This is a genomic window from Curtobacterium sp. MCJR17_043, assembly GCF_003224315.2.
Taxonomy (GTDB): Bacteria; Actinomycetota; Actinomycetes; order Actinomycetales; family Microbacteriaceae; genus Curtobacterium.
In genome coordinates, this window is the sequence record NZ_CP126259.1 from 571359 (window position 1) to 584212 (window position 12854).

The 12854-nt window shown below is 68.2% G+C and carries 11 protein-coding genes and 2 pseudogenes; 7 read left to right on the forward strand and 6 right to left on the reverse strand.

Features of this window, described 5'->3' with window-relative positions; all coding sequences use genetic code 11:
- Positions 1–49: 49 nt before the first annotated feature.
- From DEJ15_RS02975 to mtnN, 3 genes are all read right to left on the reverse strand, one after another.
- Positions 50–769, reverse strand: a complete 720-nt coding sequence (locus DEJ15_RS02975; RefSeq protein WP_284175579.1) for a hypothetical protein — start codon at positions 767–769, stop codon at positions 50–52.
- Between the two features lie 353 nt (positions 770–1122).
- Positions 1123–4227: a phosphoribosyltransferase-like protein gene (locus DEJ15_RS02980; protein ID WP_284175580.1), complete on the reverse strand. Its 3105-nt coding sequence runs from the start codon at positions 4225–4227 to the stop codon at positions 1123–1125.
- A gap of 563 nt (positions 4228–4790) precedes the next feature.
- Positions 4791–5552, reverse strand: coding sequence for a 5'-methylthioadenosine/S-adenosylhomocysteine nucleosidase (mtnN, locus tag DEJ15_RS02985; RefSeq protein ID WP_284175581.1), 762 nt, complete (start codon positions 5550–5552; stop codon positions 4791–4793).
- Between the two features lie 93 nt (positions 5553–5645).
- Here mtnN and DEJ15_RS02990 point away from each other — a divergent pair, with 93 nt between their 5' ends.
- Complete coding sequence (locus DEJ15_RS02990) at positions 5646–6152, forward strand: ATP-binding protein (RefSeq protein ID WP_110825643.1); 507 nt, start codon at positions 5646–5648, stop codon at positions 6150–6152.
- Between the two features lie 104 nt (positions 6153–6256).
- Here the strand turns inward: DEJ15_RS02990 and msrA are convergent.
- Positions 6257–6779 (reverse strand): annotated as a pseudogene (msrA, locus tag DEJ15_RS02995) (peptide-methionine (S)-S-oxide reductase MsrA).
- A gap of 158 nt (positions 6780–6937) precedes the next feature.
- On the opposite strand from msrA, the gene DEJ15_RS03000 reads away from it, so the two are divergent.
- Positions 6938–7273, forward strand: a complete 336-nt coding sequence (locus DEJ15_RS03000; RefSeq protein ID WP_110825641.1) for a hypothetical protein — start codon at positions 6938–6940, stop codon at positions 7271–7273.
- On the opposite strand, the gene DEJ15_RS19270 is transcribed toward DEJ15_RS03000, so the two are convergent.
- Entirely contained in the window at positions 7258–8310 is a 1053-nt protein-coding gene (locus DEJ15_RS19270; RefSeq protein WP_284175582.1) for a hypothetical protein, read from the reverse strand. The two genes, DEJ15_RS03000 and DEJ15_RS19270, sit on opposite strands and share 16 nt — an antisense overlap.
- 175 nt (positions 8311–8485) lie before the next feature.
- Between DEJ15_RS19270 and DEJ15_RS19275 the strand changes: the two are divergent.
- The 3 genes and pseudogenes from DEJ15_RS19275 to DEJ15_RS19285 form a co-directional block, all read left to right on the forward strand.
- Positions 8486–8884 (forward strand): annotated as a pseudogene (locus DEJ15_RS19275) (AMP-binding protein); the annotation flags it as partial.
- Between the two features lie 97 nt (positions 8885–8981).
- Positions 8982–9569 (forward strand): AMP-binding protein, encoded by a 588-nt coding sequence (locus DEJ15_RS19280; protein ID WP_502866143.1) that lies wholly within the window; start codon positions 8982–8984, stop codon positions 9567–9569.
- Positions 9511–10233, forward strand: coding sequence for an AMP-binding enzyme (locus DEJ15_RS19285; protein ID WP_502866184.1), 723 nt, complete (start codon positions 9511–9513; stop codon positions 10231–10233). The genes DEJ15_RS19280 and DEJ15_RS19285 overlap by 59 nt, the downstream gene beginning before the upstream one ends.
- Positions 10234–10242: 9 nt before the next feature.
- On the opposite strand, the gene DEJ15_RS03015 is transcribed toward DEJ15_RS19285, so the two are convergent.
- A complete protein-coding gene (locus DEJ15_RS03015; RefSeq protein ID WP_110825638.1) occupies positions 10243–10752 on the reverse strand; it encodes a MarR family winged helix-turn-helix transcriptional regulator in 510 nt (169 codons plus the stop codon).
- A gap of 85 nt (positions 10753–10837) precedes the next feature.
- On the opposite strand from DEJ15_RS03015, the gene DEJ15_RS03020 reads away from it, so the two are divergent.
- The gene (locus tag DEJ15_RS03020) at positions 10838–11917 is read left to right on the forward strand and encodes an LLM class flavin-dependent oxidoreductase (protein ID WP_110825637.1); all 1080 of its coding nucleotides are present in this window, start codon (positions 10838–10840) and stop codon (positions 11915–11917) included.
- Positions 11914–12834 carry an NADPH-dependent F420 reductase gene (locus tag DEJ15_RS03025; protein ID WP_284175583.1) on the forward strand — a complete coding sequence of 307 codons (921 nt, stop codon included), beginning with the start codon at positions 11914–11916 and terminating at the stop codon, positions 12832–12834. Before DEJ15_RS03020 ends, DEJ15_RS03025 begins: the two co-directional genes overlap by 4 nt.
- The last annotated feature ends 20 nt before the right edge of the window (positions 12835–12854 follow it).

Sequence of the window (12854 nt, forward strand, 5' to 3'; positions counted from 1 at the left end):
GTACACCTGCGGGAGTTCGCCTGATTCGGCCCGGTAGTCCGCAGTCGGATCAGACGGCATACGGTGCTCCTAATAGCCATGCGGTTGAGATATTGACCGTTCGTCTACCCGGAGGTGCCTCGTGCAGCCGGTACGACATGGGACGGGCATGCGCTAGAGAGAGACCTCGTTCGTGCGCAGCGAGGACGACGCCGAGTCCGAGCATCTTGCTCGTATGTTCACTGACGACAACGGCGGTCGACCCGAGCGGACGGAGAGCCTGGCGGTACCGGTCCGCGAGGTTGACCAGCTGACGGTACAGATCGAAGGGATTGGACTCGCTCGCGTAGAAGACGTTCCGCTGCTCGAGCTGCAGCTCATCGAAAAGGAGTTGCCGATGCTCAAGCAGGAGATCGTCGCCGGTCCTGGGATCGGTGGCCGGGAACGGGATGACCGCGCACACCTCTTCAGGCTGCAGGAAGGTGCTGAGAGCTTGGACTTCATCGACGGAGCTGCGTCCGAGTACGGGGATCCAGATCGTGGTTGCCGCCGTCTCATCGGCACCCGCGAACCCGGGGAGCATCTCGGGTTCGTCGAGCTCGGACGCGATGATCCTGCTGTCCGTGACGGGGTCCTCGGATGCGATCGCGAGGAGGTTTCCGGCGAATCGGTTGATGTGCTGACCGGCCTGGGTGAGCAGCAGTTGCAGGATCGCGAACGACACCATCGAAGGCAGGCCCGACATGTCCAGCAAGATGGTGTCGTACTGCAGAAGGGCGTAGTCCCGCACGAGGGCCCGGGTGAGCTTTGCGGACTGGCTCGACGGATCCGAGGATGTGACTCGTGGAACGAACCGAAGTTGGGATGAGAACAGGTTGCGCAGTTCGTCCTGGTGCGTAGCTGCCACTTGGTCGGCGGTGTCGTGGGAGCCGGGCGGTGCGAGTTCGAGGGCGAGGACATCTAGGTCGGTGATGCTTTGCGCGACTCGGTGGGGGGACGTCGAGCGTACGCGGGTCGAAGCCGGCGCCGCAGAGCAGCAGTGTTCGGCCGCCCGCTTCCGCGGCGGCGCGCCAGAAGTGGACGGACTCATCGGAACTATCGGCAAAGACGTAGTCAAGCCATCTCAGATCAGGAGCCATGGGGTTACAGAAGCCGTTCGTCTGGGAGGCTGACGTCGTCATCGATGTCCGGGAGGTGCCCGCCAAGCCGGGCGGCCGCGCGCGTCCAACGGTTCAGAGTCCGTGCGACGCTCTGTTCTCGGAACCCGCCTCGTTGCAGCGGTAGCGAGAAATGCGGAAGCAGCATCCGATTGAGATAGAACACTTGGAAGCGGCTGTTCTTCACTGACTGCGGTTCGGCGGTGGTCTCCAACAAGTTGTTGGCCACTGCTTGGCCAAAGGCGTTTCGAAGGCGCTCCAGGTTGCTGTCCTGTTGCGGTGCGCGGAACAGGCGCTGCGCTTCTGACCATTCAAGAGCCATGCCGGTCACACCCGGCGCGTATGGCGCGGTCGGCTGATACGTCTCGGCTCGCCCGCGCTCGGCGATGGAGTACAGCAGAGCTTGCACATCCATGCCGTTGGGTATTCGACGTGGAATAGTGTTCCACATCTCCTTGCTGCCTCGCCGCACGCGGACATCCTGTTCAGAGGCAAGTAAATACGGGGAGCGGCCCCGGATCATTAACGCCGAGAGGATGAGGTCGAACTGGTCACCGGCGAGAGCGAGATACTGTTCGATGTTTCTGCTGGATAGTTCCGCAAGGACGTTCGGCCCGAAGTAATAAGGAATATTTTGTTCACGAGCGAGGAATAATTTTGCAGCTGCGCGGGTGCTGCTGCTTGAAAGCTTATCAGCGCGGTCCGGGTCAAGTTCTTCCACAAAATCGAACAATGTAGGAGCTTGACGGTTCAAGTTCCGTTCAATTAGGATTCGTAGCTCGCGAAATCCGACTGCGCGTTCAAGAACCGATTGTGCTTCACCTTGCTCGGTCAAGCGTGCGAGCCATTGCCGATGCTCAGGGTGCGCCTCGACCGCGGCGGAGGCATCCCGTTCCGCTTCCGCAAGAGCACGTTCCATGAGACCATCCGGGATAGACTCAGTGTTGCTCAAAAGCATCGAGAATAGCTCATTCCTGCCCTGTGACAGCAACGGGCGCATCGCTCTGCTGTCAGCGATTGCGGTCATGATCTGCCGCTGCTTGAACGGTCGGTCGAGATGCTTCTCAATCTCGATGAGGCTGTATTCTCGGCCCTCCGTTCGACCGATCAGCAGTTCATTGAGAGGGACGGCCGACCGTCGTTCCGCAATCCAACGGCCAACTCGCGGTTCTCGGACGATCAGCGCGTTGTAGAGAGCGGTTCTCTGATCGGGGTCAAGGTCGTGCACGTCATCAAAGAGCAGCACCGGCCGGGCGTGAAGCTCAGAGCCATTGATGAAGATTCTTGTCGTTGCGAGGAATTCCAGCGAGAGAAGATCCGGGTGACCGTCGACGCTTTCCCAATCAACTGGCATTAAAGAGCCGAGTAAGTCCAGAACGGTTCGTTCCTTCTCGCGCAACTGATCGAGGATCTGCTGCCCGTTGAAGGGAGCGTTGTCGATGTTGAAGAGACGTTTTGCGAGTGCCCGTGCGCGTTCGGTGTCGGGCCCGGCGTTCGGTTGGAACTCGACCGACGAGGCGCCGTCGGGGAAGCGCTGATCAGTCGCCGTGAGAGCTGCTTCGACCGCCCGCGTCAATATTCGCGCGTCGAGAAGCTTGAAAAAGATCTTCAGAGCACCGGCGCCTTGCGGTCCGAGATCGACGAGGGAACGATAGTCGCGTCCCACACTCACCATCAGCCCGAGCAGCTGGGGCCTGCCGTCGCTGAGGACTCCACTGGAATTCAGCGCGGATCGAAGCTCTTCGAGGTGATCATCGCGAGTGGGACTCCGGAACGCTGCGAGGTTGTCCGGCGTCAGCATCCGAAGCATCGACGTCTTGCCAGCGCCGGGAGCGCTGCGTAAGACGACCAGGCGGTTCCATGCGACCGCGGCGTCCGGAAGCGCTTCGAGCATTGTGGTGCTGAAGGTGGTGAGGAACCCGGCGCGGTCCCGCTGCATTTCCGTGTAGCGGGATCGGAATGGGTTACCTGATGGGCTCATGGTCGTCCGGGGTGGTGTCGTTCGTGCCGGGGGGAACACGCCGGTCCACGGGCTCGCGTCCGGTGAGCGTTCGGCGTCTGCTCCGTCATCCTTCCACAGGATCGGCGGTGCGTTGTTCGGCGCGTTGTGATGCAGGACAAGCGGGAGAGCGGAGCCGCCGAATCCGAATCGGAGGTCATCACCCCCGACTCTCGTGGCGTCAGTAACCCACGTGGCGCGGAAATACCGATCGCACAATGCGAGGAAGTCGCTGTCGCGGGCATCGCTGAGAGGGAACGTTTCGGGGAACGTGTATGCAGACTTGACTGTGAAACGGTCGGCGTACCCGGCTTCGATGAGTCGGGTCCGCAAGGTAGACTCGGCGTTCTCTGTCATCAGATAAAGCAGACCCGTGACCTGTACATCATCCGCGACTACGCCCTCGCTGTGCAACAGGTCGACTTGGCGCAGTATCTTCGGAACCTTGCCCTTCCACACGTCATGTTCCTTACGTAGCATGGACGCGCCGGAGCCGGAAAAGTCGTCGACGACGAGGACTGACTGGAAGGTTGGCTCCGCCTGCAGACCCTGCTTCTCAAGGGCCTCCTCGAGCGTCGCCCGCATGTCCTTCGCTTTTTCGGTGTCAATGACGTAGTCGAGGTGGAACTGTTCTGTCGACATGTTGCTCGCCCGCCGGAGGCGATCAAGCCGCGCGCCGTCACTCATCCCAAGAACCAAGGTCCGCCGCTGCACCGCTTTGAACTCATCCGATGCAGTTATGCGCGCAACCTGCCACAAAGGCAGCCCGAGCTGCTCTGCTGCTTGTCGGCGGAACCAGGGTCTCAAAAAATCCTGGTATACAGTCGATACAAGATGCTCCATCTCGGCCGCCGAGATGAACACCAGGCGTTGGAGAACGAACTCGAGCGCCACGGTCCGGTCGCCTCGGTCGAAGCAGTCGAGCCATGTTGCCAAAGACTCGATGAACTTCACACCGGGCATGTAGCCGCCATATTCATCGTACTTGGTTCGACTGAGAACCTGCAGCTTTGACAGCAGTTCGCTCAGGCGCTCGAGATCGTGCTCTGATGTCACCTCAGCAAGGACCGTCTGCGCGAGTGAATTCCGCACGCTACCCCGTTCTCGGCGTGATCTCACGCTGACCGAAGGAAAGTGTAGTGTTCCTCAGCTAGTGTCCGCTGGCCCCCATCGGGGTGGCGTGGGTGCCGTCGGCGCGGAGTCTTGATTTGCCATTCGAACTCCGCTGCGGGCCGGTGCTGCGGGCGTTAGTGGAGACCATCGACTACGGGGAGCTGGAAGCGTGAACGAACTCTGGCATGGGGGGAGCGCCTGGGCGCGAGTGAGGCGAAGTGCTTCTTCCGCCGACGGAGACATCGACGACGTCCTTCTTCGCTTCGTTCCGTTGCACTGCCGGTCCTCGCTGGCAGCTGGTGAGGAGCAACGGGACGGCGACGAGCAGTGCGACGGTCGCAGCCACTCGGCTGGTGGGTGTTCTCATCGAGCCTCCGGTGGATGCAGACTGTCCAGGACTGCGTGCTCGTGGAGTGTCGGCCCCATCGGGATGTGCAGCGTTACGGAGCCACCCTGGCCGGTCGTGGTGAGCGCGATGTCGTGGAGCGACTCCGTGCCGGGGTCCAGGTGATCAGGTCCCTCCTCGTCGATGTGCACAGACGTCAGCCCCCCGGCAGCACCGCACCCCGCGCCAACCCCACGACGACCCGGTGCGCAACCCGCGCCGCCCGCGCAGCCGCGTCGTCGAGGTGCTCCCGGAACTCGTCGCCGTCCGGGGCGCACAGGTCGCTGATGCCGCGGATCGACACGAACGGCATGGCGTGCACGGAGGCGAACTGCGCGATGGCCGCCGACTCCATGTCCACCGCTGCGACCGTCGGGAAGGTGCGGCGGAGGTCCCGGGCCCGGCCGTCGGTGACGAAGACCTCGCTCGAGCCGATCGACGCCGTGCGGACGACGTCGTCGGTCGGGACCTCGCGGGCGCGACGGATGAGATCGGCGTCGGCGCCGTACTCGGGAGGCATGCCCGGCACCTGACCGAGCACGTACCCGAATGCGGTGGCATCGGCGTTGAGGTTGACGTACAAGTCCCCGACGACGACGTCGCCGAGCTGGACCTCTTGGGCGAGGCCGCCGGCGGTGCCCACGCTGATGACGGGGACGCCGGGGCCGAAGTCGTGGAAGGCGTGGGCGACGGCAGCGGTCGCGTTCGTGAAGCCGATCCCGCTCCGGCGGACGGCGACCGTGGCGCCGCCGACGTCGAGGAGGTGGTGCTCGTCGTGGCCGCCGGTCGGGCCGCGGAGGACCGGGCCGCCGCCGAACAGGTCCGTGAACGCCGAGACCTCTTCACTCATCGCGGCGATGACGACGGCCGCGGGTCGTCGAGTGGCGTCCACCCCGCGATCTTCCCACACGGACGGCACGGACCCGGCGAGCGAGCGCGTGAGCGAGCGAGGAGAGGGGTAGGGCGTTCGGGGTACTGCCGCAGACCCCCACCGAGATGTGAGGATGTGCGCATGGTGACTGACGGCACTGCTGACGGTTCGGCGATCTCCGGCCCGGCATGGGAGCGCACCGTGCTGCTCGTCGTGCCGCCGAACGACGTGGACGAGGTGCACGACTCGGTGGACGACCTCTGGCACCGCAACGCCGACCTCGGCCCGGGTGAGCGGATGCGGTTCGAGACCGCGCTGCTCGAACTCGCCGGGAACGTCATCGAGCACGCCGAGGGGAACGAACGGCTGGTGTGCCAGCTGACGCTGCGGCGGACGTCGACCACGCTCGAGGCGGTGCTCAGCGACAGCGGCGCCGAGGTGCAGGTGCCGTTCCGCACCGAGATGCCGGACCCCGAGGAGATGGCCGAGTCCGGCCGCGGGATCGCGATGATCGAGCTCCTGATGGACGACTTCTCCTACGAGCGGGACCCCGAGGGCAACCGGTGGCGCCTCGTGATGGGACTCCCGGAATCGCTCCAGCGCGAGCACGACGTCGCGGAGGACACCGGCGGCGACGCCCCGCGCTGACGCGCCTGGTCGCCGGGGCGACGGCGACGACCCGACGACGGACGGGAGGCCCGGTACCAGCTGGTACCGGGCCTCCCGTCCGTGGGCTGTGACGGCGCGACCGGTCAGGCCGTGGCGGCCGCCTCGCTGCGCTTCGGCAGGACCCAGCCCGGGCGCACGAAGTGGCACGTGTACCCGTTCGGGATCTTCTCGAGGTAGTCCTGGTGCTCCTCCTCGGCCTCCCAGAAGGGGCCGGCGGGGGTGACCTCGGTGACGACCTTGCCCGGCCACAGACCGGAGGCGTCGACGTCGGCGATGGTGTCGAGGGCGACGTCGCGCTGCTCGTCCGAGGTGAAGAAGACGGCCGAGCGGTAGCTCATGCCGACGTCGTTGCCCTGGCGGTTCTTCGTCGACGGGTCGTGGATCTGGAAGAAGAACTCGAGGAGCTCACGGTAGGAGATCACCGACGGGTCGAAGACGATCTCGACCGCCTCGGCGTGCGTGCCGTGGTTGCGGTAGGTGGCGTTCGGCACGTCGCCGCCCGAGTAGCCGACACGGGTGCTGAGGACTCCCGGTCGGCGGCGGAGGAGCTGCTGCGCTCCCCCAGAAACACCCGCCGGCGAGGATCGCGGTCTCGGTGGTGGTCATCGGTACCTCCGTGGTTCGTGACGCTGGCTGCGACAGTACCCGGTGCAACAGAGGGACGGCTCCGTCTGTTCCATCCGAGCGGATGCCGCGTCGGCCGGGCGGTTGCGTCTCGTGGAGGACCTGAGCCCCGCCGCACGCGTCGCGCGTTGACTGGGCGGATGAAGGACATCCAGTACGCAGGTCGGGCGATCCGGACGAGCGACGACGCAGCCGACGCCGTCATCCACTACGCGGCGGTGCTCGGGGCGAACCGGAAGACCGACACCCTGGACGTCCCGACGGTCGACGAGCAGGGACTGCCGGTCGTCGAGACCCTGCTGATCGGTCCGTCGAGCCAGATCACCCTGAGCCCGGCACCCGACGACGGACGGGGTGTCGACGTCGACGACTCCGCGTTCGTGGAGCACGTGCACCGGTTGGCGGACATCGCCGGGCCGGTGCGCCCGGTCCACGAGGACCCGGACGTCCGCCCGGAGGACTACGACTTCGACTGACCGCGCCCCGTCCGGACCGACGTCAGCGGCGCAGCGTGTTCCGCGGGTACTCGCCGTAGGCGTTCCGGTACGCGGCGGAGAAGCGACCGAGGTGCGCGAACCCCCACCGTCGGGCGATCGTCTGCACGGCCGCGGTGGTCGGGTCGGCCTGCAGCAGCTCGCGGCGGACCTGCTCGAGGCGCACCTGCAGCAGGTACTGCATGGGCGTCACCCCCCAGGTGGCGCTGGAACGCCTCCTGGGTCGCCCGGACGCTGAGGCCGGCGGCACCGGCGACGTCCGAGACGCTCATCGGCTCGGCGACGTGCTCGTGGACGTACTCGACGGCGGCGCGGAGGCGTGCGCGTCGGGGCAGGAGCACGGCCGGCGGCAACGTGGTCACGGTCGGCGGGTACATCCGGAGGAACGCACCTGCGGTCCCGCGGACGAGGGTGTGCCAGAGGAGGGAGTCGACGCCGCCCGTCCGCAGCTCGCGGGAGAGCAGCGCCAGGCTGTTCTTCCACTGCGCCACGGCGGCCGGGTCGAGGGTGCGCAGGTGGTCGAGGCCGAGGTCCGCGACCTGCCCGGTGTGGAACTGCTCGTCGGCGACCTCGTGCACGACCCGTCGGGACAGGTGCACGACGCGCTGGTCGTAGTCCTGGTACTCGAACACGAAGTCCCGACAGGTCGGGAAGAGCATCGGCACGTCACCGGTCATCGGCACGCGGTCCTGCAGGACGTCGGGGACGCCCTGCCCCGCGGTGAGCCACTGGACGATGTACTCGTCGGACGCCGGGATGGCTCCGCGGAGGAACCCGGAGACCTGCGCCCGACGGAGCGTCAGGTCGGCGTCGCCGACCGCGGTGTAGCGGTAGCGGAAGGGCTGCTCGGTCGCTCGGGCGGACCACTGCCGCCCGGCGTAGAACCCGCTGAGGTCGAGGACCGCTGCGTCGGGTGCATGCCCCATGGCCTCGATGCGGACGGTGCTGCGAGGGGCGGTGCCCGTCAGGCCGGGCCGTTCGTCGATCAGTGTCATCGTCGGTCCGATCCTCTCGCTCATGGTGTCGTGCTGGCCCGGGCGGCCCCGCATCGGAAGCGAGCAGCACACGTTCGGTGCCTCCATGAGCACGTTACGGACCGGGAATCATCCCCGCGAGGGGTTGATCGCTTCTCCATGCTGTGGTAGTTGGGCGTCGGCCGTGCGCGGACCCACCTCGATGGGGCAAGGTCGGTACATGCGCACCGAACCCGCCGCCGCCCTCCGCGCCGCCAGAGACGCCCTCATCGCCGCCCGCACCGACAGCGCTGCGGCGCGCGAGACGTTCCGGTGGCCGGACGTCGGTGCCACGTTCAACTGGGCGATCGACTGGTTCGACGTCATCGCGGCGGGCAACGACCGGGACGCCCTGGTCATCGTCGAGGAGGACGGGCGCGAGTCGCACACCACCTACGCGGAGATGTCCGCCCGTTCCGACCGGCTCGCGGCACGGTTCCACGACCTCGGCGTCGCGAAGGGCGACCACGTGCTGCTCATGCTCGACAACCAGCTCGAGCTCTGGGAGTCGATGCTCGCCGTCATGAAGGCCGGCGCGGTGATCCTCCCGACGTCGACGATGCTCGGCGCCGCGGACCTGCAGGACCGCATCGACCGCGGCCAGGTCGCACACGTCGTCACCACGCTGCGCGAGACGCCGAAGTACGCGGACCTGACGGGGGGACTTCACCCGCATCGTGGTCGGCGGCACCGTGGACGGCTGGACGACGTACCCGAGCGACCTCGGCGAACCCGCACCCGCGGGGGAGTGGAAGCCCGAGGCGGTGACGGCGGCCACGGACCCGTGCCTGGTGTACTTCACCTCCGGGACCACGGACAAGCCGAAGATGGTCGTGCACACGCAGACGTCCTACCCCGTGGGGCACCTGACGACCATGTACTGGATCGGGCTCGAGCCCGGCGACGTCCACCTGGCGATCAGTTCGCCGGGATGGGGCAAGCACGCGTGGAGCTGCTTCTTCGCGCCGTGGATCGCCGAGGCCACGGTGTTCGTGTACAACCAGGAGCGCTTCGACCCGGTGGGCCTGCTGCACCAGCTCGAGCAGGCCCAGGTCACGTCCTTCTGCGCCCCGCCGACCGTGTGGCGCCTGCTCATCCAGGCCGACCTCGGCAGTCGGCCGACCGCCCTCCGCGAGGTCGTCTCGGCCGGCGAACCCCCTCAACCCCGAGGTCATCCGGCTCGTCGAGGAGTCCTGGGGCCGCACGATCCGCGACGGCTACGGCCAGACCGAGACCACCGCGATCGTCGGCAACGCCCCGGGTGACACCGTGCGGCCCGGCGCGATGGGCCACGGGCTGCCCGGGGTCGCGATCACGCTCCTCGACCCGGTCACGGGCGAACCCGGCGCCAGCGAGGGCGAGGTCTGCCTCGACCTGACGACGACGCCGGTGAACCTCATGGCCGGGTACCTCGGCGCGCCCGAGCGGACCGACGACGCGCTCCGCGGCGGCTTCTTCCACACCGGCGACGTCGCCACCCGGCACGAGGACGGTTCGCTGACGTTCGTCGGCCGCACCGACGACGTGTTCAAGTCCTCGGACTACAAGGTCTCGCCGTTCGAGGTGGAGAGCGCGCTGCTCCAGCACCCCGCGGTCGCCGAGTCCGCGGTCGTCCCGGCGCCGCACGAGGAGCGCCTGACCGTGGTGAAGGCGTACGTCACGCTCGCGTCCGGGTGGGAGCCCACCGCCGAGACCGCGCGGGACATCCTGGCGCACGCCCGCTCCGCGATGCCGGCCTGGCAGCGCGTCCGACGCGTGGAGTTCGGTGCGCTGCCGAAGACCGTGTCGGGCAAGATCCGCCGCGTCGAACTGCGCGCCCGCGAACAGGAGGCGTTCGGCGGCCCGCAGCTCGAGGGGGGGAGTGGCGCGACGAGCAGTTCCCGGGCCTCCGCACCGGGCGTCGCGACGCCTGACCCGCGGCGAGTGTGACCGGACGGGTCAGGTCCGGTCGGCCCGGCCTCGGTCCGGGAGGCCCGCGGCCTGGTGGCGGCGGAGGGCCCCGGACACGACGCGGACCGCGGCGAGCTCCTCGGGCGTGAAGGCGTCGACGAAGACCTGTCGGACCGCGCGGAGGTGGGCGGCCGAGGAGCTCCGGTAGAGCCGGACGCCCTCGGCGCTCAAGGTCACGGCCGTGCCGCGGGCGTCCGGTCCGACCCGGTCGCGGGTGACGAGGCCGCGTTCCTCCATCCGCCGGAGGTGGTGGGAGAGCCGGCTGCGTTCCCACCCGACCTCGTCGGCGAGCTCCGCGGAGCGGCGTGTGCGCTCCGGCGCCTCGCTCAGCGCGAGCATCACGCGGTAGTCGCCGTCGGAGATCCCGGACGCGGACTGGAGCGCCGCGGCGAGCGCACGGCGGACCGCTTCCGACGTCTCGACGTAGTCGCGCCAGGTCGCCAGTTCGTCGACGGTCGGCGATCGCCGGCCCCGCGTCTGCTGTCCGTCGTCACCCATGCGGCCTCCTCTTGACTCCTCGACGGTAGCGGCACATGATTGACACGTCAATCACTTGGTTGAAGCGACAACGAAATGAGGCACCATGCCCGACATCACCTTCGGCCTCGACACGTTCGGCGACGTCCCCACGGACGACGACGGCGCGTTCGTCAGCCACGCCCGGTCGATCCGGCAGCTCGTCGACGAGGCCGTCATCGCCGACGAACTCGGCGTCGACGTGTTCACGGTCGGGGAGCACCACCGGCCCGAGTACTCCGTGTCGTCCCCCGAGACCGTGCTCGCCGGTCTCGCCACGGTGACGAAGCGCATCCGCCTCGGGTCGGGCGTCACGGTCCTGTCCTCCGACGACCCCGTCCGCGTGTTCCAACGCTTCGCGACGGTCGACGCGCTGTCCCGTGGTCGTGCCGAGGTGATCCTCGGCCGCGGGTCCTTCACCGAGTCCTTCCCGTTGTTCGGCCACGACCTGGCCGACTACGACGTCCTGTTCGAGGAGAAGATCGAGCTGTTCGCGCAGCTCCTGCGCGAGGAGCCCGTCACCTGGAGCGGGACGACCCGCGCGCCGCTCGTCGACGCCGACGTCTTCCCGAAGACCGAGCACGGCCTGCGCACCTGGGTCGGCGTCGGCGGGTCTCCGCAGTCGGTCGTGCGGACCGCGCAGTACGGGTTCCCGCTCATGCTCGCGATCATCGGCGGGCAGCCCGAGCGCTTCGCGCCGTACCTCGACCTGTACCGCCGGGCCGCCGAGCAGTTCGGCACGACGGCGCACCCGGTCGGCATGCACTCGCCCGGCTTCGTCGCCGACACGGACGAGGAGGCCACGGAGCTGTTCTGGCCGCACTACCGGGTCGTCCGCGACCGGATCGGCGCCCTGCGCGGGTGGCCGCCGGTGACGCGCGCCGAGTTCGACCGCGAGGTCGCCACCGGCTCGATGTACATCGGCTCGCCGGAGACCGTCGCGCAGCGGATCGCCCACGCCGTCGACACGATGGGCGTCGGCCGCTTCGACATGATCTACACCTCCGGCGGCCAGTCGATGCGGGCCCGCACCCGAGCCGTCGAGCTGTACGGCGGCGTCGTCGTCCCGCGGGTGCGCGAACTGCTCGCCGACCGCGGCGACACCGCCCGGACCGAGGACACCGATCGCCAGGAGGCCGCAGCATGAGCGGCACGGACACCACCGGTACCCAGCCGTTCCGGACCGTCGCGGTCCTCGGCGCCGGGAAGCTCGGGACGGTCCTCGGTCGCCTGCTCGTCAACACCGGCCACCGCGTCCTCGTCGCGGGCTCGGGCGACCCGGACCGCATCCGCCTGATCCTGTCCGTCGTGGCACCCGGGACCGAGGCGGTCCGCGCCGCCGACGCCGTCGACCAGGCCGACGTCGTCGTGCTCGCCCTGCCGCTCGGACGCCTCGACACGATCCCCGCGGAGCGGCTCCGCGGCACGGTCGTCATCGACGCGATGAACCACTGGTGGGAGGTCGACGGGCACCGCCCCGACCTCGAGGACGGCCGCGTGTCGACGAGTGCGCTCGTGCAGCAGCACCTGTCGGGAGCCACCGTCGTCAAGGCGTTCAACCACATGGGGTACCACGACCTCGACGCCGGCGCGCGTCCCGCGGGCGACCCCGAGCGGAAGGCGATCGCCGTCGCGGGCGACGACGAGGCGGCCGTGGCGGCCGTCGCGGCGCTCGTCGACGAGCTCGGCTTCGACGCCGTCGCCGCGGGCTCGCTCAGCGACAGCGTGGCGTTCGAACCGCACGCCGAGGCCTTCGGGGCGAACGTCCCGGCTCCGGAACTCGTGGCGCTCATCGAGCGCTTCCCGACCACGGACCGGGGGGCGGGCCGTCGCGGCGGCGCGGGCGGGCCTCCCGGCCTGAACCGGCGAGGACCGCCACCGCGTACGGTCGCGTCCATGAGCGACACGACGAACGGAACCGGCCCGGACGACATCTCCGACGAGGAGGCCCGGCGCACCGAGGAGCTGCCCGACGGCTCCGCCTCGGGGAACGCCACGCAGGACCCGCAGCAGGACAGCGACGTGGACTCCGGCGGGGAGCCGACCGAGCCCGAGGAGGGCTGACCCGTGCCGCGGAACCCCGC

Coding starts and splice junctions, on each gene's coding strand:
- DEJ15_RS03015 (WP_110825638.1), bottom strand. CDS start 10,752: ATGGGTGACGACGGACAGCAGACGCGGGGCCGGCGATCGCCGACCGTC.
- DEJ15_RS03000 (WP_110825641.1), top strand. CDS start 6,938: ATGAAGGACATCCAGTACGCAGGTCGGGCGATCCGGACGAGCGACGAC.
- DEJ15_RS02990 (WP_110825643.1), top strand. CDS start 5,646: ATGGTGACTGACGGCACTGCTGACGGTTCGGCGATCTCCGGCCCGGCA.
- DEJ15_RS03020 (WP_110825637.1), top strand. CDS start 10,838: ATGCCCGACATCACCTTCGGCCTCGACACGTTCGGCGACGTCCCCACG.
- DEJ15_RS19270 (WP_284175582.1), bottom strand. CDS start 8,310: ATGAGCGAGAGGATCGGACCGACGATGACACTGATCGACGAACGGCCC.
- DEJ15_RS03025 (WP_284175583.1), top strand. CDS start 11,914: ATGAGCGGCACGGACACCACCGGTACCCAGCCGTTCCGGACCGTCGCG.